Raw genomic sequence first — 23,059 nt, 5'->3', positions numbered from 1 at the left:
GCTCACCCGGATGTCCCCTGGCACAACTCATGAGCGGCCGCGACGATCGTCGACACTTGTGGCAGGGCCGCCTCTTCCAGATGCCGGGGATAAGGGATCGGCACCTCGGCGCTGCACACCCGTGCCGGTGGAGCATCCAGCTCGAAAAAGCCTTGTTCAATGATCCGCGTAATGATCTCGGCAGATAGGCTGCCGCTGCGCCATCCCTCATCGACCACCAGGGCGCGACGGGTTTTGCAGACTGAAGCCATCAGCGTCTGGTCGTCCAGAGGGCGCAGGACCCGCAGGTCGATGACTTCGCAATCAATGCCCTCCCCGGCCAGCACCTGCGCTGCCTCCAGGGTTTTGCCGAGAGTGCCGCCATACGTGATCAGGGTCAGGTCCTTGCCGGCACGGCGTACCTTGGCAGAGCTGATGTCCACTGCCTCCCAATCGCCCGCATCACCCTCCAGGTTATAGAGCTGGGCGTGTTCGAATATCAGCACCGGGTCTGGGTCCAGCAGCGCGGGCCGGAGCATGCCGCGCGCATCTTCGATGGTCGCCGGAGCGAGGATTTTCAACCCGGGAATATGGGCGTACCAACCCTCCAGACTGTGCGAGTGCTGCGCTGCAAGCTGGCGTCCGGCACCGGTCGCCATGCGCACGACCAAGGGCACGGAGAACTGTCCGCCGGACATGTGCCTCAAGGCGGCCGCCGTATTCATCAAAGGATCGAGTGCGAGCAGACTGAAATTCACGGTCATGATTTCGACAATCGGCCGCATGCCCCCCAATGCCGCCCCTATACCGGCGCCCACAAAACCCAACTCGGACAACGGCGTGTCTCGAATGCGCTCGGGGCCGAACGCCTCAAGCAACCCCAGGGAGACGGCATAGCTGCCACCGTAGCGACCCACGTCTTCGCCCATCAGAAATACCCGTGGGTCCTGCTGCAGCGCCTCACGCATGGCCTCGCGTAGCGCTTCGCGATAGGTCATGCGAATGCTCATGGCGCCACCGTTGGGGTGTATACATCAAGAGACAAATCCTCGAGTGGCTCCAGGCGACCGCTTTCGGCATACGTCACGGCGGCTTCCACTTCCGCGTCCACCTGGGTCAGGATCGCCAGAAATCCGGGCTCGTCCAAAAGACCTTGCGCCTTAAGCTGTGCACTGTACGTATGGATCGGCCCATGGGTCTTCCATTGCTCCACCTCGTCCTTGTCACGATACAGCTGCGGGTCGAACATCGAGTGGGCACGAAACCGATAGGTGCGAAACTCCAGAAAAAAAGGCCCACGCCCCGCGCGGATGTGTTCAACCGCATCACGAGCGGCTTCATACACCGCGATCACGTCCATGCCATCCACGGACCGGGTATCAACTTTGTAGGCCGAGGCTTTCGCACACAGGTCAGTTTGCGATTGCGAACGGTCCAGGGCAGTCCCCATCGCATAGAGGTTGTTTTCGCAGCAAAACAGCATCGGCAGCTGCCACAATGCCGCCAGGTTGATGGACTCATGGAAGGCCCCTTCCGCCATCGCGCCTTCACCAAAAAAACAGGCACAGAGACGCGATCCACCTTGCATGCGTTCAGCAAGCGCCAGGCCGACCGTCAGTGGCAAGCCACCCGCCACGATGGCATTGCCGCCGTAGAATCGCGTAGTGGCATCAAACAAATGCATAGAGCCGCCGCGTCCCCGCGAGCATCCTTCCTGGCGGCCATACATCTCGGCCATGATGGCTTTCATGGGGACGCCCTTGATCAGCGCGTGGCCATGTTCGCGATACGTCGCGACCACCGCATCGTTGGCGGCCAGCGCATGGAGCACGCCGACCGCTACCGCTTCTTCACCAATGTACAGGTGCAGGAAGCCACGAATCTTGCCCTCCCCATACAACTCGCCAGCCCGCTCCTCAAGACGGCGGATGCGCACCATGTCACGCAGCAAATCGAGCGAAATGTCCCGGGAACGCGGTGGTAGGCTCATGACGGGCTCTCCATGCTGGACGTATCGCCTTCAGGCAAACCCAGTTCCCGGGCCTTGAGCAGACGCCGCATGAGTTTTCCGCTACGGGTGTGCGGAAGCACCTCCACAAATTCCAGCTCCTTGGGCGCAACGACCGCCCCAAGACGCTTGCGTCCATGACCGAGCAACTCGTCGTGCAAGGCCTGGCTGGCAGTGAAACCACGTTTGAGTGAAACAAAGGCCTTCACGGTTTCGCCCAACAGCGGATCGGGCTTGCCAATCACCGCAGCCTCGGCCACGGCCGGGTGTTCCATGAGGGAGCTTTCAACTTCGAACGGACCGATCAGGTGACCCGCCGACTTGATGACGTCGTCGCTGCGACCAATAAACCAGTAGTAACCATCGGCATCGCGACGCACCAGATCGCCGCTCAGGTACCACTCACCGACAAAACAGTGGCGATAACGCTCCTCCTGTCCCAGGTAGGTACGGAACATGGCAGGCCAAGGCTGTTTCAAGGCCAGGTCACCGACCTCGTTGTCGCCCAGGAACACCAATCCGCCCTCTTCACCTCGTACGACGATGGCCGCCTCGACACCCGGCAGCGGTTTGCCCATGGAGCCCGGTTTGATCGGCATCGCGACCGTGTTGGCAATCATGATGCCGCCGGTTTCGGTCTGCCACCAATTGTCGTGGATCGGCAGCCCAAGCACCTCTTTGCCCCACCAGACTGCCTCGGGATTGAGCGGCTCGCCGACACTGGCAATAAACCGCAGACTCGGAAAACGATGGCCGCGCGCCAAGGCCTCGCCTGCTTTCATCAGGAGGCGAATGGCCGTCGGGGCCGTATACCAGACTGTCACTTGTTGCTTCTCCAGTATCCGGTACCAACGCTCAGCATCGAATTCATTGCCCTCGACCACACTGGTGACGCCCAGCAACAACGGGGCAAAGATCCCATAGGAGGTGCCGGTCACCCAACCCGGATCGGCGCTGCACCAATAGACATCGTCGGGGTGCAAGTCCAAGGCGTATTTTCCTGTGACGCGGTGAGTCAGCGCCGCGCCATGGACATGCAACACACCTTTTGGGGTGCCCGTCGTGCCGCTGGTGAAGTGTAAAAGTGCGGGGCTGTCGGCGGTCGTATTGGCAACGGTCAAGGCTTCCTCTGCCTGCGCCAATAGTTGATGCAAATTAAGCGTCCCCTCGATAGGCGCCGTGTCCCCGCCATTTTCGTCATACAGCAGCACATGCTTGAGTGCCGGCAAACGCTCACGTATGGCCGCGATCTTGCGCCGGTAGAGGGTTTCACTGGTCAGCAACACACTGCCTTCGCCAAGACGCATACGGGTTTCGATGGGCTCCGGGCCGAACGCACAGAACAATGGCGACACCACGCAACCGAGTTTCAGGCCGCCGAGCACGCCCAGATAAAGTTCCAGCCCCCGGCCACAGAGGACAAATACTCGTTCGCCGGGCATCACGCCCAGTTTTTTCAATACATTGGCAAATCGATTGGTCAGGAGGCTCAGTTGGGCGTAGCTGATGTCACAACTGCCCCCATTGCGGTCAAGAATGCGCAATGCGGTATGCCGTCGATGCGCACCCTGCGCATGCCGATCCACGGCCTCATACGCGAGGTTCAAACCGCCGCCCGGCAAACCGGCCAGAGCACGGGCTTCCACCTGCCAGGAAAAGGCGTCCCGAGCTTGCACGCTATCGAGCCAGTTCGGCGCTAGCGGCAGGTTGGCCAGGGTTTTCTTAATGATCGCTGGATGCATGATTGCCCCCTTGAGTCGTCATCGGTCCGTCCTAGACCGCCAGGACGCTGCAGGGCACCTGATACAAAATATGTTCGGTCGTGCTGCCCAGCAGTTTCTCCATCCCGTGGTATTGGACTCTGCCCATCACGATCACATCCACGTTGTGCTTGTCGGCGAACTCGCTCAGCGCCGAAACGGGATGTCCCAGAATGAAATGCCGACGGTTGGCAGGCACACCGTACCGACCGGCGAATGTCAGGAACGATTTTTCCAGTTCCTTGCGCAGCCCCTTGGTCAGCTCCGACAGTTTCAAGCCACCGCCCAATTCCTCCAGGTAGTCTTCCGTGATGTCATAGGCATACAACAGGTGCAACTCGGCATCACACTGTATGGCGAGGCTGGAAGCCTGTTGGATAATCCGGTCATTCAATTCGCTGTTCTCGGGCCCAACCGCCGAAGCATCAACCGCCGCCACGATCTTGAGCGGCAAGGCATGGTGCGCCCCACCCACCAGATAAACCGGTACCGGACAGTGGCGCAGCAAGTGCCAGTCCAGGGGGGTGAACAACGTGCGCTTGAGCGCTGATTCATGTTGGATTTCCTTAATCAACAGGTCGGGTTGTAACTCCTTGACGTGATCCAGGATGTCTTGCGCCACGTCATCCGCCCACGCCACCTCGGTGGTCACCTCGACCCCTTTGGCACGCAGTTGTCTGGCCTGGTCTTTCAGCCAGTCGCGATGGTCCTGCAGGTAACGCTCCCGAGCCTTTTCCCGGTCGCCTTCTTCAAGCAGCGGCAACAATTTCAACGTCGGGATCAACGCCGCAATATGCAGACATGCACCGCTGGCCTTGGCGAGCGCTGCTGCATGGTCGATTGCCGGAGAATGGCGCAGCGCCAGGTGGATGATGAGTAACAACCGTTGATACTGGCTCATGGTCTGACTCCAGGCAGAGGGCTTCAACGCTTGCCGCTGATCCTCGCGGAGCTCAGCCGTTGCGTCGACGCCGGACCCAGTACCAGCGTTGATTCAGGTTGCTCCGCTGGAATGTGCCAGACGTTGATAAATATCAAAAACCGGCGTGAAGCCCACAAGACGCGCAGCCTTTCATTCCACCGCACTTGATCAATATCAATCGGAGCGGGCCTTCCCTTCTTCACACTGCCGAAAAGTCCGCAGACGGCGTGGAGGCGAGAATGAACAACCTGCAAGACGAGGTCATTGCCTTTCTCTCCAGGCCGTCCAGCTACGGCACGTCAAACCAGCCCGTGGAGCGTATCGAGACCCATGGTTCGGTGATTTTTCTGCAGGCCAACCGCGCCTATAAACTCAAACGCGCCGTGGCGTTTGCCGAGCTGGATTTCCTCAGCCTGGAAAGCCGGAAAAACGCCTGTCAGGCAGAATTACTACTCAATCGACGAACAGCACCGACGCTGTATTTGAGCGTGTGTTCGATCAATCGCCAGGCGGATGGCCAGTTGGCGCTCGATGGTGGCGGACAGGTGGTTGACTGGCTCGTGGTGATGCGCCGTTTTGCTCAGAATCGGCTGTTTGACCGCATGGCCATTGAAGGACGTCTGACGGAACCGATGATGGAACAATTGGGGGGCGAGATCGCTCGCTTTCATGCCAACGCACACATCACCCCTTCTTTCGGTCGCATCCCGGACCTGTACGAAGAAATCGAGAAAAACCATCGGGAAATGTCGCGTTATCCACCGATCCTCGACCTTGCGACAGTCACCGCGATTGCTCATGCCTCCCGGAACCTGCTGGAGTCGTTGAACGGCTGCCTTGAAGATCGCCGCCATAAGGGCCGCGTTCGCCGTTGCCATGGTGATATGCGTTTGGCCAATATCTGCCTGCTCGACGGTACGCCGACGCTCTTCGATGGCATCGAGTTCAGTGAGCGGCTTTCCTGTATCGATGTGCTCTACGACCTGGCTTTTGTGCTGATGGACCTGCAACACCATGGGCTGAACAGGCTGGGGGCGCGTCTGTTGTCCAGTTACCTCAACCACAGTGATGTGCAGGAAGATTGCAAACCCTTGGCGTTTTTTCTTTCTTTGAGGGCTGCTACGCGCTGTTTCTCCCTCGCGGGTGCAGCGCTACGTCATGTCGATCCGGCCAAGCGATACGAGAAGAAGGAAAAAGCGGTCCAGTTGATGCACCAGGCACTGAGTTACTTGCACGGCGAAAACCCGATCCTCAATCACCTGGCAATGACTGAGGCGTCCTCCTATACATGAGCGCTACCCACCACCGGATTTTCATTCAGGAAAAGATGGCTGGGCGGGTGATTCCTTTTCCGGAATATCCGTCATGGTCGCCTCGGTCAGCAGCAAGATACTGGCGACTGAAACAGCATTTTCGAGGGCAATCCGCACCACCTTGGTCGGGTCGATGATGCCGGCTTCGTACATGTCGACATAGCTATTGGTGGACGCATCGAAGCCAATATTCCCTGGCTCCGCAAGCATGCGCGCAACCACGACGCCGGCATCCACGGCCGAATTTTCAGCGATGAGTCTGGCCGGGGCTTCCAGCGCCCGGCGAAGAATCTGCAAGCCGGTCCTGGCATCGCCCTCATAACGGGCTTCTTCGGCCGCAATAATCGGGACAGCCTTGAGCAACGCAAGCCCGCCACCCGGCACAATGCCTTCGGCGATCGCCGCCCGGGTCGCTGAAATGGCATCGTCCAGCGCATCTTTGTGCGCCTTCATTTCCGCTTCGGAAGGCGCCCCGACACGGATCACCGCAACACCACCCGACAGCCTGGCCAGTCGTTCCTGAAGCTTTTCCCGGTCGTAATCGCTGGTCGTACTGTCTATTTGCGCACGGATCTGCTGCAACCGAGCCTCGATGGCCTCGCGTGTGCCGGCGCCCCCTATTAACGCCGTGCTGTCTTTTTGCACCACGACTCGATGTGCACGCCCCAACTGGTTCAGTTCCACCTGTTCAAGGGGGACGCCCAGCTCGTGGGAAACCACGGTTGCCCCCGTCAGAACGGCCATGTCCTGAAGCATTTCCTTGCGCCGATCACCAAAGCCCGGCGCCTTGATTGCCACTGCTCGCAGAACACCGCGTATCTGGTTGACGACTAGCGTGGTCAATGCCTCACCTTCGATATCGTCCGCGATCAAAACCAGGGGTTGCCCGCTTTTAGCGACGAGCTCAAGCAAGGGCAGCAAGTCTTTGAGTGCACCGATCTTGTGGTCACAGAGCAGCAGGTAGGCGTCATCGAGTTCGACCTGCATCTTTTCGGCGTCGGTGACGAAATAGGGTGAGACATACCCCCGGTCAAACCGCATGCCTTCCATGACTTCGACCACTGTTTCGGTGGTCTTGGATTCCTCGACACTGACGACGCCTTCAACGCCGACCTTTTCCAGGGCGTCTGCCACCAGTTGACCGATGACGGCATCGTTATGCGCTGACAGCGTGGCGACCTGAGCCTTCTCCTTGGGCGTGCTGACGGGACGCGACTGAGTGGCGAGGGATTCGATGACCAACAAGAGGCCACGATCCAGGCCGCGCTTGAGGTCGATCGCACTGGCACCCGCGACGACGTTGCGGATGCCATCGGCCAGGATGGCATGGGCCAACACCGTTGACGTACTGGTCCCGTCCCCTACCGCATCACCTGTGCGTTCGGCCGCCTGACGCAGCATTTGCGCGCCGAGGTTTTCCTCGGGGTCGAGCAGGTCAATGCGTTTGGCGATCGTGACGCCATCATTGCAGACCGTCGGATTGCCCCACTTATTCTGGATCAGTACCGATTTTGATTTCGGCCCCAGCGTCACACGCACGGCGTCCGCCAACTGTGTAGCGCCACTCAGGATTTTCTCGCGAGCTGCAGCACGAAACACGATTTTAGTGTGAGCCATCAGGGTGCTCTCCTCGCCAGTTCCATAACAAGTGCGTTTTGGCAGCTTCTATGAACTGGCCCGTGCAACGTTGACTTTTATCAACAAACTCACAACGCCACCAAGCCCTCGGCCGCCGCAAAGAATGCGCGCGCCGTAGGGATGACCGACTGTCAGCTCACGTCCCGGAATTGACACAGATCAATTCGCGCCGCCAGAAACCGAGTCCAAATGAAGGTGTGTGTGTTGAGCAGGCTGAAAGGAGAAGGGATCTGTTTTTGGTCTCGGTCACAGGTGAGATCTTTTTCCATTTGATGTGTGAGGAGAAACGCCATGGACAAGTTTCAGCAGAGTCAAAAAAGCAAGCTGTTCAAAACATCCACTCATGACCCCTATTGCTTGCAGAAGGTTGAAGGTTCAGCCATCTGCCCGCAGTGCGACGCGGTCTATCAAGCCGGAAACTGGACCTGGAAACACCCTGAAAACACGGTCGTCCATAACGCGCAAACAGCGACGTGCCCAGCCTGTCGGCGCATCAATGACAACATGCCAGCGGGGACGCTTACGTTATCGGGCAGCTTCTTGCTCAAGCATCGAGACGAAATCATCAGCCTGATCGAAAACACCGAAAAAAAGGAAAAAGCCGAGCATGCCCTGGAACGCATCATGGACTTGACCGATTCAGCGGGTGACCTGATCGTGACCACGACTGGCATTCATCTCGCGAATCGCCTGGGCCATGCACTGGAGGCCGCGTTCAAAGGGAACTCTGATTACCGGTACGGCGACAACGAGTATGGCTTGAGCGTCGACTGGACACGTGACGAATAGAACCGGGCGCGGTTGTCTCAACAGGGAAAATGGAGGGGGACCAGGACACCCCCGCTCACCTTCTTGTGCTACCCGAGGGCGTATGAATATGGCCATCAATGAATCAGCCCTGCAGCCTGCAGCCAACCTTCAATCGACCAATGGCAGCATGGCGTTGTTTTCTGAAGCCGACCGTCTGAACGATAAAGCCTACGCCCTGTTGGACGAGCCCGTTTCGACGCATACCATCCATAAATTTACTGAAGCAAAAAAACGGGCGGATGAAAAATACCGACAAGCCTGGCAGGAATGGCGTCATACCAAGGGCAAAAACGCCCGATGACAGCACGTGAAGGCTTGAGCCATGCCTTTCCCGTCATCCAGAGACAGGCGTGACGATGGATCTGCGATGGCGCTTCGAGCGCTGACGACGGTAGAAAATACGCTTCACACTTTCAGCTGACGCCATGTACACCAGGCTGATCGTCAACACCACCGCCAGAATATGGAACGGCAGTGGCACCAAGCCGAACCATGGCGCTAGCGCACTGTACGGTAGCCCGATTGCAAGCAGACCAATGCCCAGCGCACTGATCATCAGCAGTTTCGCCGGGCGGCTTTGGTAAAACGGCCTGTAAGTGCGCACGATGAAAATCGTCAGCAGTTGGGTCAGCAGCGACTCAACGAACCAACCGCTGCGGAATACTTCGGGAACCATGTCTGCGAGCAGGTACAAGGCTACGAACGTCAGCATGTCGAACAACGAGCTCACCAGCCCGAAAACCACCATGAAATTGCGGATTTCAGTGATGTTCCACCGATGAGGCGTGCTTTCCCATTCGCGATCAACGTTGTCGTTGGCAATCCCCATGGAGGGGATGTCAGACAGGAAGTTGTTGAGCAATATTTGCTTGGCCAGCAGGGGCAGGAAAGGTAACGCCAGAGAAGCCAGGGCCATACTGATCATGTTGCCGAAGTTGGCACTGGAGACGATGGAAATGTACTTGAGGGTGTTGGCAAAGGTATGCCTGCCCTCTTCGATGCCTTCGCGCAGGACATTCAGATCGTGCTCCAGCAACACGAAGTCGGCGGCTTGTTTCGCGACGTCGGCGGCGTTGTCCACGGAGATCCCGATATCGGCCACTTGAAGCGCGGGTGCATCATTGATGCCATCGCCCATGTACCCGACAACATGCCCGGTCTTCTGCAGGGCTCGGATAATGCGTTCTTTCTGATTGGGATCGACCTCGGCGAACAGGGTCGTCAGCGGGGCCAGGTGCATCAACGCTTCGTCTTTCATCGCTGACAGCTCAGCGCCGGTGATGATCCGCTCAACGGGAAGACCCACCGCCATACCTACGTGGCGGGCCACCAGATGACTGTCGCCGCTGATGATCTTCACTTGCACACCGAGCTTGTCGAGGGTGGCAATGGTGTCTTTGATTCCCGGTTCTGGAGGGTCAAAGAACAATAGAAAGCCGCGAAAGGTCATGTCCTTTTCTTCATCCCGGCCATAGTGTGGCTGATCCGGCAATGTACGGGTGGCAAGCCCCAGGACTCGAAACCCCTGCTCGCTCCAATCGGCGAAGCGTTGAGCAATCGACGCGAGTTCTGCGTCGTTCAGCGCGATAACCTGATCACCTCGACGCCTGTGCGTGCAAACCTCAAGCACATTGTCCAATGCCCCCTTGGTCACCATCAGTCTGCTGGCCTCGGGCGCATTGGCCACCACCACGCTGAGGCGCTTGCGAACGAAGTCATAAGGGACTTCATCAAGCTTGCTGACGCCTGCGCAAGGCAGGTCTTTGCCGGCCAGAGTGATGGCATCGTCCATCGCGTTGCGCATTCCGGTCTGGAAGCTCGAATTGAACACCGCCAGTTGCAAGACATCAGAGGCGACGACGCCTTCTACATCCATGGCACCGTCCAGCACCACGACCCCCCGGGTCAGCGTACCGGTCTTGTCGGTACACAGGATGTCCATGGCCCCGAGGTTTTCGATGGCATTGAGGTGACGCACGATGACCCCTTTGGCCGCCATGCGCTGCGCGCCTTTGGCCAGCGTGATACTGAGGATCGCCGGCAACAGTTCCGGCGACAGGCCGATGGACAAGGCAATGGCGAACAACAGGGTGTCGAGCGTTGGGCGATGCAGCAACATATTGATGCCGAACACCACAATCGTGATGACCAGCATCACCCGCAGCAGCAAGCCACCGAAGTGGCGCAGGCCACGCTCAAATTCAGTTTCGGGGGGCCGTAGCGCCAAGGTCTTGGCGATGCTGCCGATTTCACTCTCCTGGGCATAGCGCGTCACCACCACCTCGGCAGTGCCGCTGCGCACCGAGGTGCCCATGAACACACAATTGTGGCGCTGCCCCAGGGGGGCATCGGGGGCGCAATCACCGGGCAGCTTTTCTACCGGAAAGGTTTCCCCCGTCAGCAGGCTCTCGGCGATGAAGCAATCAAGCGCTTGTATGATGCGGCCGTCAGCGGCAATCAAGCTGCCGGCACTGAGTAACAGGATATCCCCCGGCACCACCTCACTGGCGGCCACTTCCAGGGGCTTGCCCTCACGACGTACCATCGCCCGCAGGGCAATCTTGCTGCGCAGCTGTTCCACCGCCTGGCTAGCCCGACTCTCATACCAGGCGCTGAGTACCGCACTGATCAGCACTATGCACCACACAATCGCCGCGTCGAGCCAGTCCCCCACCACCACGGCCACCAACGCGCCCACAATCAGAATCAGGACCAAGGGGGTGCGCATTTGCTCCAGCACCAGTCTGGTCAACCCCCGTGGCCGGTCCTTTGCCTGGACCGGGGCACTGCGCATTCGGGCCCTGGCCTGAGTTTGGCTCAACCCCTTTTGGGTGCTGTGCAGGGTACTGAACACCTGGCTGACCGGCGGGCTCCAATAATCGGCGTTTTTGTCACGCGTTGTTTTTTTGCCTGTCGATTGCCATTCGCGATGCGCCAGCCAAAGGCCCGGCACCATCGGCAACCAGAAGGTTAATCCGCGAAACAACAACGTGGCCGAAAGCGCCACCGCAATGTTCACCCCAACCCAATGCAACGTCACCACGGCCGCCGCCTCGAAGGCACCGAGACCACCCGGCACAATGCCGATACTGCGCAGCACACTGGCCAGCATGAATCCGGCAAAAAGGCCCAACGGCGGTGCCGAGACGCCCAGCGCTCGGACCAGCACCCATAACGTTGCGCTATCAAGCACAATGATCGCTAACTCCAGCAGCGTAACGCGCCAGAGCAAGGCGTGACTGCGAACCAGATTTTTGTCGGCGCCGGTCAGTAACGAAACGCTCTTGGCGATAATCGAAAAACCCTGGCCCGGCACATGGGCAGCCAGGCGGCTATTACCCGCCAGTCTTGGGATGATCACCGCCAGAACCAGGCTCACCGCCACAAACACCACACAAGTGGTCAGTACCGTGGCCGTCGCATGCCCCTGGAAAATCACCACCGGCAACGCCACGCCAACGGACAGCACGTAGGCCAGGAAGTACCCGGACACATCCAGTACCAGACACGCCAACACCACTGGTTTGGCAAACCCGAGTCGTACAAACGAGGCGACCACCGCAAATGCGCCGCTGATACCGGAAGACGGCAGTGCTTGATCGACAAACAGTTTCATCAAGCTCAATTTGCCCGAATCCCAGAGTGAAAGGCGCAGGTCCCCGGCCTTGAGCACCACGCGAAACACCTGCCCCTGGGCGACATACGTCAGGGCTTGCAAGCCGAAGGCAGCGATGAGCCACAGCGGTTCTGCCTCCACCAGCAATCGCGTGAAGGATTCGACATCGGTGAAGTGCAGCGCGACGCCAATGACCGTCGCAAACATCGCGGCCCCCAGCAGCCAGGTCAGCCAGAGCGCAGGTCGACTGTAATGCGGGTCTTCTTCAAAGACAGGCGGGTGATTCAGGTCCGGATTGGGCGGTTTAACAGACATGCCGTGCCCCTGAGCCATTGAGCAGGAGCCTTGATTCTGGGCGCGTGACGACGAGTCTCTTTGATCAATGTCAACTACTCTCGCCCGCCCCCTCGCCGATTATCTCCGTACCCGTCTACGTGCCCACGGCTTCATGGCTGGAAAGCATCAGAAAGTTGATCCGAGTCGCCTGCACTCTCTGATTTTTGTCTACTGATCGCCGGCTGTCGACTCGCGGAGGCACTCACTGACGCCTTGTTGATTTAGCTCAATGTCTTGGCGCCGCTCAGGCGTAGAAAAAACCAATAGGGCTCGTGCGGCCCGCCAATACCGGATCAAACAGAGGACACAGACATGAGCGACTTGAGCCTGCGTAAAACCATATTGGAAGAGCTCGAATTCAAGCCCGATATCGAAGCAGCCAACATTGGTGTAGCCGTGGACAATGGCGTGGTCACGCTGTCCGGTCACGTCAGCAGCTACGCCCAGAAAATCAGCGCGGAACGCGCGGTCAAAGGCATCAATGGCGTACGCGCGCTGGCCGATGAAATTCAGGTCAGGCTGGATAAATACGCCGGGACTTCCGACGACTCGATCGCCACCCGCGCCTTGAAAATCATCCATTGGAGTTCCGACGTTCCAGAAGGCGACGTCAAAGTCATCGTGCAGAGCGGGCGGATCACTCTGGAAGGACAAGTGGACTGGCAATACCAGAAAGAAACCGTGGAGCGCTCGGTGCGCAAGTTATCCGGCGTGGTTGGCGTGTGTAATCGCCTCACCTTGCGCCCTCGGCTGGATGTCTTTGATATCCAGCAACGCATTGAGGCCGCGCTAAAGCGTAGCGCCGAAGTGGATGCCAAGGATATTCATGTCACCGTCGAAGGTGATGTGGTGAGGCTCGAAGGCCGGGTTCACTTGTGGCGCGAACGCCAGATTGCAGAACGGGCCGCCTGGTCGGTGCCAGGCGTGAGCAAAGTGGAAGACCATTTGCTGCTTGCGTGAGTCAATACCCTGGGGAGCCGGTGGTTCCCCAGGACGTGCTGCTCAATTCCGCCGAACCGGACGGATTCGATCCTCGTAAAGGCGTCGGACACTGGAGTCATTGGGCAGGCATTTGCACGATTACCTACGGGAGATTTGTCATGTCCGATCAAACACGTTTCATGCTGGTCGTTCCGCCCCTGATGGAGAACAATCCCGCTTTCGATCGGGCCGCCGCGCTGGCCAAAGCGTCGGACGCGGCACTTCACATTGTGGCATTCGACTACCTCGAAGGGCTGGCGACTGCCGGAATGGTCAACCAGCAAGCGCGGGAGCAAATGCGAATCAGCTACGTCGAGCGCCATCGACAATGGCTGGAAGACCAGGCCCGTCCGTTGCGCAAAAACGGAGTACACGTCACAACTGAAGTCGTCTGGGTAGAAAGACCCTTGCAGGAAATCCTCATCCATCTCAAAGAACAATCCATGGCGGTATTGATCAAGGCGCTGGAACACGAAACGCTGCTATCACGCCTGATGTTTACTCCGTTGGATGTCCATCTGTTACGCGAATGCCCGGTGCCCATGCACTTCGTCAGCCACATGCACCACGCATTGCCCCGCAAGATCGTCGCTGCGGTCGACCCTTTTCATCGCAATGGGCAGTACAAAAGTTTCAACGACAGAATTCTGCAAGAAGCCCAAAAACTGGCGAGCACCTGTCATGCAGAGCTCGACGTTATCTATGCCCATGACCTTTCATCCATCAGCGCAGATGAATTCGGCTTCGCAAATGGCTCGACGTTTTTCTCATCCAGCAAAGCCAAAATGCTATTTGACGCACAGGCTGATGCCTTTCGTGAACTGTCTGAGCGCAACGGTATCCCGCCGGAACGCCAGCATCTGATCATGGGTAACCCCGTCAAGGTGCTTGCCAGCTACGCAGCAGCGTATGAGACCGATGTGATTGTGATGGGACGAATCGGGCACCGGACAATGGACCGGTTTATCGGCAGTACGGTGGAACAACTGCTGTTCAAAATGCCATGCAGTATTTGGGTCATTTCCCCGCAGGTAATCATTGAAAGTGACGTTCACTGACGGGGGCATGTTTCGCCATCCTCTCAGTCATCCAATCACCGGGTAATCCACACCGTGGTGCGCCCCATTCATCAACCTCCGAGACAACGCCAAGCTCCCCGCTACACTTCCTTATCTGCGCCGCGCTATCGCGTCATGCTGGATGCGAGCAAATGACCGACTGCTGAGGGGCACAGCCTGAGAACGGAGTAACGGATGCTTTATTTTCAGCAAATGTTGGGCACCGCCGTGTTTGCCATCACCGGGGTGCTGGCTATCCAGAAAGCGGGGGTCGATGTGTTCGGCGCCGTGGTGCTGGGCATCATCACGGCTATTGGTGGCGGCACCGTTCGCGACCTGTTGCTCGATCAACCGATTTTCTGGATCGCGGACTTCAACTACATCTGGGTCGCCTTGATTGCCGCCGCGCTGGCTTTTTTTCTCACCAAAAGATTCCAGCAGCGCTATCGCCTTTTGCTGTACCTCGATGGATTTGCGGCCGCGCTGTTCGGATTGGTCGCTACCGAGAAAGTGCTCGGATTGCATCTCGCGGCGCCTTTTGCCGTGATGATGGGTGTACTGACCAGTATTGGCGGCGGCATCGTGCGTGATGTTCTGGCCGGCAGAACCTCGTTGTTGATGTCACGTGAGATCTACGCCACGCCGATCCTGCTGGGGTGCATCGTCTATGTCCTGTTGCGCGATGCATTCCCGACTATCCAGGTCGCCGGCTGGATTGCCTTGCTCTTTACCTCGGGCCTGCGGTTTCTCGCCATTTACAAGGATCTGCAAATGCCAACGATTTTATCCACCCGGCAGGGGTAAAAATGAAGCTAATGTTCGATGTTACGCGCAATGAACCTTCCAACGCTGATCGATCCGAACGGTGTTGCTGGTCAGTAAAAATCTACTCAGGAGCTTGGTTATGAGAATCATCGCGACGCTTGTATGCACACTCTTGTTTTCGCTGGCTTTGTCATCGCCGTCTTTTGCCGCTTCAAATTGCAATAACGCCGGCAGTGCAAGTGCTGCCAAAAACTGCGTTAAAAACAACAATGATCAAAAAGGTAAAGGCAACTGCAATGGAAATGGTAACTGCGACAAAGCCAAGGAAGCCAAAGACAAATCTGATGATTATTCGGCCAGTTGTATGGAGATCAACAACATGACCCTGCGCCGTCAATGTCTTGATAAGCGCAGAGATTGATTGACAGGCGTCTGGTGGGTAGCGAGGGCACTTCGATTGAGTGAAGGCGTGCCCTCGCCGCTCTCACCGATACGACCTAACGGCCAGTAGACAGTAGCGCGAGAAAATACCAACACGTGCATAAAACGACCTAGAACACAGCGGCAATTAAGCAGATTCTCTCGCTCGCTCTCCCGCAGGCCTGGCCTGCGCAGGCTGACAATTGAGTGGTCGGTTCAGTTCTGGTCATCAGGACTGCCCGCACTCATAAAAACCGTGACTACACTGACCCAAGTACATCGCTTGTGCCATGAGGGGGCGACCATGCTGGATTACTTCGCGCTAGGCCTGTTGTTCTTTGTCGGGCTGGTCCTGTTCTACGGAATCATCGCGCTACACGACATACCCTATGAAATAGCCGTACACCGCAATCACCCGCACCAGGATGCGATCCATGCCACCGGCTGGGTGAGTTTGTTCACCCTGCATGCGCTTTGGCCATTTCTGTGGATCTGGGCGATGGCGTACCGGGAAGACCGGGGCTGGGGATTTGGTGATGGCAAGTCACCACAATTTCATGTTGCTCATCTGGAACAACAGGTTGCCGATCTGCAAAGTCGCATTGAGCGACTGGAAACGGCAACAGGTACTGCGCTGGGCACGCCAGCGTCGGACAATCGCGGTGAAGGAATCTAAGCCATGGATCTTCTGCTTGTTTTGACCTATGCCGCCATCTGCACCGCCATCTTCAAGATCTTCCGCATACCACTGAACAAATGGACGGTGCCGACCGCAGTCCTCGGTGGGATCCTGATCGTGGGCGCATTGATCTTCACGATGAACTACAACCACCCGTACTCTGAGGTCGCGCGCTCTTACTTCGTCTCCGTGCCGGTCATTCCGGTGGTCAGTGGCCAGGTCATCGACGTGCCGGTCAAGGGTAATGAGCCTCTGGAAAAAGGCGATGTGCTGTTTCGCATCGACCCTGCCCCGTTCGAGTACAAGATCCAGTCCATCAAGGCACAGTTGCTATCAGCGAAAGCTGATCGAGCCCGAATCACTGAGCTGATCAAGCGCAACTTTGCCACCCAACGTGAACTGGACGTCGTCGTTGCTCGCTCTGACGATTTGCAGGCACAACTGGAAAATGCTCAGTATGAACTGGACAACACCACCGTTCGCGCCCCGAGCAAAGGCTTCGTCACCCATGTTTCCTTGCGTCCGGGCATGATGGCGACCAAGTTACCCTTGCGTCCTTCCATGGTGTTCATCCCGGATGAAGGGCATTACTTTGCCGCGTGGATGCGTCAAAACAGCCTGTTGCGCTTGTCGGTCGGCGATGAGGCAGAAGTGGCTTTTGATGGCATTCCCGGCAGGGTGTTCGAGGGGCGGGTCAAGACCGTCGTCAACGTTATCGCAGAGGGACAAGTTCAGCCCTCTGGAACATTGACCGGCTTCACGGGCTCACCGCCGGCCGGCCGGGTACCGGTCATTATCGAGATCACCGATCCGGACTATGCCCAATACAGCAGCCAGATGCCGGGCGGCGCGTATGGGCAGGCGGCACTCTATAGCCAGCACTTTGAGCATATCGCAATGATGCGCAAAATCCTGCTGCGCATGGCTGCCTGGATGAACTACATCTTTCCATTCCATTAATAAATGACAGGCGTCCCCTTTTGACAGGGGACGCCTGCCCTCCTCTGTTTGTCCTCGATCAACTGCATTTTTCTGTGACTGCACGCTGCCGTTCAGGCGCCATGTGGGCGATGGAATAGGGATCTAACGCAGCATGAAAAATTTGGGTTGGAGCACTTCATGAACCAACAACGTAGCGATCAGGAAGATCGGCTTTCAGGATTAACCCCCCGGCGAGTTGTGAGTGCCCTGTTACCAGAGTGGCTTGGCGACTACCAACAGGGCTGGTTCAAAGGCGATGCCATCGCGGGTCTGACCGCCGCGGCCGTGGTCATTCCCAAGGCACTGGCCTACGCCACCATCGCCGGCCTGCCGGTACAGATCGGCCTCTATACCGTGTTGGTGCCGATGGCGATCTATGCCGTGCTCGGCAGTTCACGCCCGCTCAGCGTCAGTACCACCACAACCCTTGCGATCCTGGTCGCCTCCGCACTGGGTCAGGTCAGCCCGTCCGGCGATACGGCGACCCTGATCGTTGCCTCCGCCACGCTGGCCTTGATGGTCGGCGCCATATTGGTCCTGGCCGGGATATTGCGCCTCGGCTTCGTTGCCAACTTCATTTCAGAACCGGTGCTGGTGGGCTTCAAGGCCGGCATCGGGATAGTCATCGTGCTCGATCAACTGCCCAAGTTGCTGGGCATCCATATCGAAAAAGGTGGGTTTTTTCACAACGTCCTCGCCACTGTCGAAGGGTTGGGGCATGCCTCATTGCCGACCGTGGCCGTCGGTGTATTCATGGTGCTGATTCTGATCGGCATGAAGCACTTCACCCCCCGATTGCCAGCACCACTGATTGCGGTTGCGCTCGGCATTGTCGGCATGAGTGTGCTGAATCTGGAGCAATTGGGTGTGTCGGCCGTAGGAATCGTTCCAATCGGGTTGCCGGGGTTGACGCTGCCCGACTGGTCGATCGTGTCACAGCTCTGGCCATCGGCCCTGGGCATTGCGCTGATGAGCTTTACCGAAACCATCGCGGCGGGACGAGCTTTTGCCCGCAGTGATGAACCCGCGCTGCAGCCCAACCGTGAGTTGGTGGCGACAGGGTTTGCCAACATCGGCGGTGCATTGCTTGGGGCCATGGCGGCCGGGGGTGGAACCACCCAAACCGCCGTCAACCGCTTGGCCGGTGCGCAATCACAACTGGCGGGGTTGATCACGGCCGGACTGGCACTGGGGACTTGCCTGCTGATTGCGCCGTTCATTGGCCTGATGCCCAATGCCACGCTCGCCGCGGTTGTGATCGTGTATTCGATTGGCCTGATCCAGCCTTCGGAATTTCGCGACATTCTTTCGGTGCGCCGCACAGAATTTATCTGGGCACTGGTGGCACTGGTCGGGGTCATGTTGCTCGGCACGCTGCAGGGGATCGTCGTCGCGATCATTGTTTCGCTGCTGGCACTGGCCTACCAGGTCTCTGACCCGCCCGTTCACATACTTGGGCGCAAACCCGGCACCAATGTGTATCGCCCGCCCTGCGCCGAGACTGACGACGAGCACTTCGAGGGGTTGCTGATGCTGCGCCCTGAAGGTCGCATTTTCTTTGCCAACGCCGAACGACTCGGTTCGAAAATCCGCTCGTTAATCGCTGCGGCTGCGCCACGCGTTGTGATTCTCGATCTGCGCAGTGTTTTCGATCTGGAATACACCGCTTTGAAAATGCTCACGGCGGCAGAACAGCGTCTGCGAGAAAAAGGCATTTCGTTGTGGCTGGTGGGCATGAGTCCCAGTGTTTACGCGATGGTTATTCATGCTCCATTGGGCGTCGCATTGGGTGATACGCGGATGCTCCCCAATCTGGAGCAAGCCGTTGCCGATTATCAGCGCCAACAAAGAGATCAAACGTGATTTCGCGCGCAGCCCTGAAGACCGATGACCTGCGTCATCTGCACGTCGGGAATTTGAACTACCCTTTAGTACGCAAGCGGTACCGGGAATTCGCAACCGACACACACTCTATTCAAGACCACCAGAGGTTGAAGTATCGCGATGAAAAAAACCAATCGTGAAATTGCCGATTCTGCGCAAAAGAAAGCCGACACGCTTAGCCGCAAAGACTACGAAAAACAGCTCAAGACCCTGCACGTCGAACTCGTCAAATTGCAGCAGTGGGTGGTCGCCACGGGGGCCAAGGTCGTGATTGTTTTCGAAGGCCGTGATGGCGCCGGCAAAGGTGGCACGATCAAGGCGTTGACCGAACGTGTCAGCCCACGGGTGTTTCGTGTGGTGGCCCTGCCAGCACCGTCCGAACGAGAAAAAAGCCAGATGTACCTGCAACGCTACATGCCGCACTTTCCAGCGGCCGGCGAGGTCGTGATCTTCGATCGCAGCTGGTACAACCGGGCAGGTGTCGAGCGAGTCATGGGTTTTTGCGACGAGCAACAGGTGATCGGCTTTTTAGCACTGGCGCCGTTGTTCGAACGTCTTATGGTTAATTCCGGCGTGCTGTTGTTCAAGTACTGGCTGGAAGTCAGCCCTGAAGAACAAACCCGGCGGCTCAAGGAGCGCATCACCGACGGGCGCAAGATCTGGAAACTGTCACCGATGGACATCAAGTCCTACAACCGCTGGGACGACTACACGCGCGCCCGTGATGAGATGTTCGAAGCCACCGACACCGACTGGGCGCCCTGGAACGTTGCCCGTTCCGAGGACAAGAAATCCGTACGGCTGAACGTGCTGACTCACTTGTTGGGAAACATCCCCTATAAAAAGGTCAAGCAAGAAAAAGTCAGCCTGCCGAAACGCAAGATCGGCAGCTACAAGGCAGCCAATTACCCGTTCAAATACATCGCTGAACCCTACTGAGGGCTCAGCGTGATGCGTCGGCCTTATTCCTCGGATTTGGCCGCTCGCGCGGTCTCTTCGATGGCGCGGATACTGACGGCGGCGAATATGGCCGTCATCAGAACGCCATTGAAACCCAGCAAAACTGCAAGGACACGTGAGAGGGGCGTTTTGGGTACCAGGTCACCGTAACCGATGGTCAATCCGGTCACGAACCCGAAGTAGATACCGTCAAACGGCCCCCACCCTTCCAGGTAGGCGATGATCAGACCGAACAGCACGATCGTAACCAACAGAATTGAGAAAATCGGCCAGACAACACGAATGTAGAACCACACTGTTCTGTAAAACTCGCGACGGACGTGCTTTGCATGAGATTGCGTCATGACATGGGCTTCCTGAAGTTGAGCTTGGCGACATCTGAATGCGTGGTGCTGCGTCACCTGACAGCTTGGCACAAGTGCAGAGAAAGGAGTTTTCGATGGCCGACTCAAGTAAAAAAATGAGCCTTGTGGGGCTCACTACCCTGGTGATGGTCAACATGATGGGGTCGGGCATCATCATGTTGCCGACCAGCATGGCCCAGCTCGGGGCCATTTCATTGCTGTCATGGATTGTCACGGCGATTGGCTCCATGGCCATCGCCTACTGCTTTTCCCAATGTGGCATCTATTGTCAGCGCTCCGGCGGGTTATCCGCCTACACCGAAGAAGCGCATGGCAAGTCAGGGTTCTTCCTCTGTTCGTATCTGTACTTCCTGTCGCTGGCCATTGCCAACGTTGCGGTCGCTATCTCGGCCGTGGGGTACATGACCTCGTTCCTGCCCTGGCTGGGCACGGGCGCAATCCCGCTGTTCATCGGTACGGTCGGCCTGCTGTGGCTGACCACCGTCGCTAACTTCGGTGGCCCCGGCATCACCGGCAGGATCGGCGCGATTACAGTCTGGGGAGTGATCATCCCGGTGGCAGGCCTGAGCATCATTGGCTGGTTCTGGTTCAAACCGGAGATATTGGTGTCCGCCTGGAACCCGAATAACCTTTCCAACGCCGACGCGATCAGCAGTGCGATTCCATTGACCCTCTGGGCATTTCTGGGTATGGAATCAGCGGCACAGGCCAGCGACGCCGTTGAAAACCCCAAGCGCACCGTACCGCTGGCCTGCCTGTTCGGCACGTTGGGTGCAGCGGTGGTCTACGTGCTGTCGACGACCGTGATCCAGGGCATCATTCCCAACGAGGAACTGGCCAACTCCTCGGCGCCCTTCGCGCTGGTCTACGCGCAAATGTTCAACCCCACGGTCGGGACCATCATCATGGCGTTGGCGGTGATGGCGTGTGTGGGCTCGCTGCTGGGATGGCAATTCACCTTGGCTCAAACGGCGAAAATGACCGCCGACCAAGGAATGTTTCCGAAACTGTTCAGCAAGCTCAACAGGCACAACGCGCCCCTCCTGGGCATGCTGGTGTGTGGTGTGTTGCAGACGCTGATGGCCCTGTCGACCATTTCACCCAATGCCGCCGCTCAGTTCGGCAAACTGGTCAATCTTGCCGCCGTGACCAACCTGATCCCCTACGTGACGGCACTGACCGGGCTGCTGGTCATGATGTACAAGGCGCGGGTTTCGTCAGCGGTTTACCTGCGTAATACCCCCGTATTGCTGATCGCGCTCGCCTATTCATTGTATGCCCTGCACTCGTGCGGCAAGGACGCGGTGTTCGGGGGCGCCCTTGTGCTGGTGTTCGGCTACCCACTGTATGGCTGGCTCGCCAAGCGCTTTGCCGTTGTGTCTCCCACCGACCCTGCCAGGGTCGACACCCCTTAGGCCTGGTTTCTGGACGGTACTGACATCTGAATTCGGGGAATGGGACATGAATGCACAACGAAGCAAAACCATCGCACTGCTCTTTGCCTGCCTGCCACTGCTGGCCAGCGCCAACACCCTTGAACGGGTGCGCTCAAGCAATACGTTGACCCTCGGCTACCTGCCTGACTTCGCGCCCTTCAGCGTCAAAGTCGGCGACAAGGTCCAGGGTTATGCCATCAGTCTTTGCGACAAAATCGCCAACAAGGTCAAGGCCGAACTGGGTTTGCCCGAACTACAGGTCAGTTACCTGCCTGTCACCGTCGTCGATGGGATCAGTGCCGTCAGCTCAGGCAAGGTCGACCTCCTCTGCACACCAACGCCGCCAACACTGGAACGACGCAAGACAGTGAGCTATTCGGTGCCCATTTACACCGCAGGCCTCTCGGCGGTGGTGCACCAGGATGCCCCGGCGACGCTGCTGGACGTGCTCAATGGCAAAGTGGCCCACACCGGACCCACCTGGCGTGCCACCGTCAACCATGGTCTGTCCAACCAGACTTATGTCACCACGACCGGAGGCGTGAGCGAAGCGTGGATTCGTCAGCAGATGCGCTTGCTGGGCGTGGTCGCCACACTGATCACGGTCAACACTACGGCCGAAGGACTCGAGTTGGTCGCCAAAGGCAAAGCCGATGCGATGTTCAGCGAACGGATGATGCTCAGGAACCTCCTCGACAGCCGCTACCCAACGGGCAACCTGGTCCTGCTGGAGCGTATTTTCGAGTACGCCCCAACGGCCATGGCAGTACCGCGTAACGATGAAGATTTCCGCTTGCTGGTCGACACCACGCTGAGTGAAATGTACCGCTCCGGCGAGATTGAACAGGCGTACGATAAGTACCTGGAAGGCGCCAGCGACACGACCAAAAAGCTGTTCAAGGTCTATGCGCTGCCATAGCGCCGACGAAAACAGACGGTGTCCACTGGAGAACTCCCGTGATCAAGTACTTGATTCCCCTTGTCATGGTCGCCCTGCTCATCGCGATCAGCGGTTCGTCCTGCCATGACCGTCAACAGGACAACGATGAAAACGCCGTGCAGCATCCGCCGTTTACCGATGGCAATGGCAAGTACATCCCGCAGCAGCAACTTCAGCCTTCGACGATGCCTCGGCAGAGAATGTGAAG

At 57.9% G+C, this 23,059-nt stretch carries 21 protein-coding genes; 14 read left to right on the top strand and 7 right to left on the bottom strand.

Annotated elements, in window-relative coordinates; genetic code table 11:
* Positions 1-2: 2 nt before the first annotated feature.
* From D882_RS0110075 to D882_RS0110060, 4 genes are read right to left on the bottom strand one after another with little or no spacing between them, the layout of a single operon-like run.
* Positions 3-989 carry an alpha-ketoacid dehydrogenase subunit beta gene (locus tag D882_RS0110075; protein ID WP_027923121.1) on the bottom strand — a complete coding sequence of 329 codons (987 nt, stop codon included), beginning with the start codon at positions 987-989 and terminating at the stop codon, positions 3-5.
* Positions 986-1,969 (bottom strand): pyruvate dehydrogenase (acetyl-transferring) E1 component subunit alpha, encoded by a 984-nt coding sequence (gene pdhA / locus D882_RS0110070; protein ID WP_027923120.1) that lies wholly within the window; start codon positions 1,967-1,969, stop codon positions 986-988. The genes D882_RS0110075 and pdhA overlap by 4 nt, the downstream gene beginning before the upstream one ends.
* Positions 1,966-3,729, bottom strand: coding sequence for an acetate--CoA ligase (gene acsA, locus D882_RS0110065; RefSeq protein ID WP_027923119.1), 1,764 nt, complete (start codon positions 3,727-3,729; stop codon positions 1,966-1,968). The genes pdhA and acsA overlap by 4 nt, the downstream gene beginning before the upstream one ends.
* A 31-nt stretch (positions 3,730-3,760) precedes the next feature.
* Entirely contained in the window at positions 3,761-4,648 is an 888-nt protein-coding gene (locus D882_RS0110060) for a universal stress protein (protein WP_027923118.1), read from the bottom strand.
* 260 nt (positions 4,649-4,908) lie between these two features.
* Between D882_RS0110060 and D882_RS0110055 the strand changes: the two genes are divergently transcribed.
* Positions 4,909-5,961, top strand: a complete 1,053-nt coding sequence (locus tag D882_RS0110055) for a phosphotransferase (protein WP_027923117.1) — start codon at positions 4,909-4,911, stop codon at positions 5,959-5,961.
* A gap of 21 nt (positions 5,962-5,982) precedes the next feature.
* Here D882_RS0110055 and groL read toward each other — a convergent pair whose 3' ends face one another.
* Positions 5,983-7,599 (bottom strand): chaperonin GroEL, encoded by a 1,617-nt coding sequence (groL, locus tag D882_RS0110050; protein WP_027923116.1) that lies wholly within the window; start codon positions 7,597-7,599, stop codon positions 5,983-5,985.
* Between the two features lie 312 nt (positions 7,600-7,911).
* On the opposite strand from groL, the gene D882_RS0110045 reads away from it, so the two are divergent.
* Both D882_RS0110045 and D882_RS0110040 read left to right on the top strand, forming a co-directional pair.
* Entirely contained in the window at positions 7,912-8,409 is a 498-nt protein-coding gene (locus D882_RS0110045; protein WP_027923115.1) for a BCAM0308 family protein, read from the top strand.
* An 82-nt stretch (positions 8,410-8,491) separates the two neighbouring features.
* A complete protein-coding gene (locus D882_RS0110040; RefSeq protein ID WP_228758754.1) occupies positions 8,492-8,731 on the top strand; it encodes a hypothetical protein in 240 nt (79 codons plus the stop codon).
* A 33-nt stretch (positions 8,732-8,764) separates the two neighbouring features.
* On the opposite strand, the gene mgtA is transcribed toward D882_RS0110040, so the two are convergent.
* Positions 8,765-12,361: a magnesium-translocating P-type ATPase gene (gene mgtA, locus D882_RS0110035; RefSeq protein WP_027923113.1), complete on the bottom strand. Its 3,597-nt coding sequence runs from the start codon at positions 12,359-12,361 to the stop codon at positions 8,765-8,767.
* Between the two features lie 333 nt (positions 12,362-12,694).
* Between mgtA and D882_RS0110030 the strand changes: the two genes are divergently transcribed.
* From D882_RS0110030 to ppk2, 8 genes are all read left to right on the top strand, one after another.
* Positions 12,695-13,342, top strand: a complete 648-nt coding sequence (locus tag D882_RS0110030; protein ID WP_027923112.1) for a BON domain-containing protein — start codon at positions 12,695-12,697, stop codon at positions 13,340-13,342.
* A 140-nt stretch (positions 13,343-13,482) separates the two neighbouring features.
* Entirely contained in the window at positions 13,483-14,421 is a 939-nt protein-coding gene (locus D882_RS0110025) for a universal stress protein (RefSeq protein WP_027923111.1), read from the top strand.
* Positions 14,422-14,616: 195 nt separating this feature from the next.
* Positions 14,617-15,225 carry a trimeric intracellular cation channel family protein gene (locus D882_RS0110020; RefSeq protein ID WP_027923110.1) on the top strand — a complete coding sequence of 203 codons (609 nt, stop codon included), beginning with the start codon at positions 14,617-14,619 and terminating at the stop codon, positions 15,223-15,225.
* A gap of 100 nt (positions 15,226-15,325) precedes the next feature.
* The gene (locus D882_RS0110015; protein WP_027923109.1) at positions 15,326-15,607 is read left to right on the top strand and encodes a hypothetical protein; all 282 of its coding nucleotides are present in this window, start codon (positions 15,326-15,328) and stop codon (positions 15,605-15,607) included.
* Positions 15,608-15,910: 303 nt separating this feature from the next.
* Entirely contained in the window at positions 15,911-16,282 is a 372-nt protein-coding gene (locus tag D882_RS0110010; protein ID WP_027923108.1) for a DUF3302 domain-containing protein, read from the top strand.
* 3 nt (positions 16,283-16,285) lie between these two features.
* Positions 16,286-17,245: an HlyD family secretion protein gene (locus D882_RS0110005; protein WP_027923107.1), complete on the top strand. Its 960-nt coding sequence runs from the start codon at positions 16,286-16,288 to the stop codon at positions 17,243-17,245.
* Between the two features lie 159 nt (positions 17,246-17,404).
* Positions 17,405-19,129 carry a SulP family inorganic anion transporter gene (locus D882_RS0110000; RefSeq protein WP_027923106.1) on the top strand — a complete coding sequence of 575 codons (1,725 nt, stop codon included), beginning with the start codon at positions 17,405-17,407 and terminating at the stop codon, positions 19,127-19,129.
* A gap of 141 nt (positions 19,130-19,270) precedes the next feature.
* Positions 19,271-20,089 (top strand): polyphosphate kinase 2, encoded by an 819-nt coding sequence (ppk2, locus tag D882_RS0109995; protein ID WP_027923105.1) that lies wholly within the window; start codon positions 19,271-19,273, stop codon positions 20,087-20,089.
* 23 nt (positions 20,090-20,112) lie between these two features.
* Here the strand turns inward: ppk2 and D882_RS0109990 are convergent, their stop codons facing one another.
* The gene (locus D882_RS0109990; RefSeq protein WP_027923104.1) at positions 20,113-20,454 is read right to left on the bottom strand and encodes a potassium channel family protein; all 342 of its coding nucleotides are present in this window, start codon (positions 20,452-20,454) and stop codon (positions 20,113-20,115) included.
* 95 nt (positions 20,455-20,549) lie between these two features.
* Here D882_RS0109990 and potE point away from each other — a divergent pair, with 95 nt between their 5' ends.
* From potE to D882_RS0109975, 3 genes are read left to right on the top strand one after another with little or no spacing between them, the layout of a single operon-like run.
* Complete coding sequence (gene potE, locus D882_RS0109985; RefSeq protein WP_027923103.1) at positions 20,550-21,890, top strand: putrescine-ornithine antiporter; 1,341 nt, start codon at positions 20,550-20,552, stop codon at positions 21,888-21,890.
* A gap of 46 nt (positions 21,891-21,936) precedes the next feature.
* Entirely contained in the window at positions 21,937-22,830 is an 894-nt protein-coding gene (locus D882_RS0109980) for an amino acid ABC transporter substrate-binding protein (RefSeq protein WP_027923102.1), read from the top strand.
* Positions 22,831-22,868: 38 nt separating this feature from the next.
* Entirely contained in the window at positions 22,869-23,057 is a 189-nt protein-coding gene (locus D882_RS0109975; protein WP_027923101.1) for a hypothetical protein, read from the top strand.
* Positions 23,058-23,059: the final 2 nt, after the last annotated feature.

It is taken from the genome of Pseudomonas sp. URMO17WK12:I12, assembly GCF_000514395.1.
In the GTDB taxonomy this organism is placed as follows: Bacteria; Pseudomonadota; Gammaproteobacteria; order Pseudomonadales; family Pseudomonadaceae; genus Aquipseudomonas; species Aquipseudomonas mucoides.
This window is presented reverse-complemented; position numbering and strand designations above follow the sequence as displayed.

Bases quoted from the DNA above. Each gene is read 5' to 3' on its own strand.
- groL (WP_027923116.1), bottom strand. From the start codon at position 7,599: ATGGCTCACACTAAAATCGTGTTTCGTGCTGCAGCTCGCGAGAAAATC.
- D882_RS0109990 (WP_027923104.1), bottom strand. From the start codon at position 20,454: ATGACGCAATCTCATGCAAAGCACGTCCGTCGCGAGTTTTACAGAACA.
- D882_RS0110045 (WP_027923115.1), top strand. From the start codon at position 7,912: ATGGACAAGTTTCAGCAGAGTCAAAAAAGCAAGCTGTTCAAAACATCC.
- D882_RS0110000 (WP_027923106.1), top strand. From the start codon at position 17,405: ATGAACCAACAACGTAGCGATCAGGAAGATCGGCTTTCAGGATTAACC.
- acsA (WP_027923119.1), bottom strand. From the start codon at position 3,729: ATGCATCCAGCGATCATTAAGAAAACCCTGGCCAACCTGCCGCTAGCG.
- ppk2 (WP_027923105.1), top strand. From the start codon at position 19,271: ATGAAAAAAACCAATCGTGAAATTGCCGATTCTGCGCAAAAGAAAGCC.
- D882_RS0110015 (WP_027923109.1), top strand. From the start codon at position 15,326: ATGAGAATCATCGCGACGCTTGTATGCACACTCTTGTTTTCGCTGGCT.
- D882_RS0110075 (WP_027923121.1), bottom strand. From the start codon at position 989: ATGAGCATTCGCATGACCTATCGCGAAGCGCTACGCGAGGCCATGCGT.
- D882_RS0110040 (WP_228758754.1), top strand. From the start codon at position 8,492: ATGAATATGGCCATCAATGAATCAGCCCTGCAGCCTGCAGCCAACCTT.
- D882_RS0110010 (WP_027923108.1), top strand. From the start codon at position 15,911: ATGCTGGATTACTTCGCGCTAGGCCTGTTGTTCTTTGTCGGGCTGGTC.
- pdhA (WP_027923120.1), bottom strand. From the start codon at position 1,969: ATGAGCCTACCACCGCGTTCCCGGGACATTTCGCTCGATTTGCTGCGT.
- D882_RS0110060 (WP_027923118.1), bottom strand. From the start codon at position 4,648: ATGAGCCAGTATCAACGGTTGTTACTCATCATCCACCTGGCGCTGCGC.
- D882_RS0110025 (WP_027923111.1), top strand. From the start codon at position 13,483: ATGTCCGATCAAACACGTTTCATGCTGGTCGTTCCGCCCCTGATGGAG.
- D882_RS0110020 (WP_027923110.1), top strand. From the start codon at position 14,617: ATGCTTTATTTTCAGCAAATGTTGGGCACCGCCGTGTTTGCCATCACC.
- D882_RS0110055 (WP_027923117.1), top strand. From the start codon at position 4,909: ATGAACAACCTGCAAGACGAGGTCATTGCCTTTCTCTCCAGGCCGTCC.
- mgtA (WP_027923113.1), bottom strand. From the start codon at position 12,361: ATGTCTGTTAAACCGCCCAATCCGGACCTGAATCACCCGCCTGTCTTT.
- D882_RS0110030 (WP_027923112.1), top strand. From the start codon at position 12,695: ATGAGCGACTTGAGCCTGCGTAAAACCATATTGGAAGAGCTCGAATTC.
- potE (WP_027923103.1), top strand. From the start codon at position 20,550: ATGGCCGACTCAAGTAAAAAAATGAGCCTTGTGGGGCTCACTACCCTG.
- D882_RS0109980 (WP_027923102.1), top strand. From the start codon at position 21,937: ATGAATGCACAACGAAGCAAAACCATCGCACTGCTCTTTGCCTGCCTG.
- D882_RS0110005 (WP_027923107.1), top strand. From the start codon at position 16,286: ATGGATCTTCTGCTTGTTTTGACCTATGCCGCCATCTGCACCGCCATC.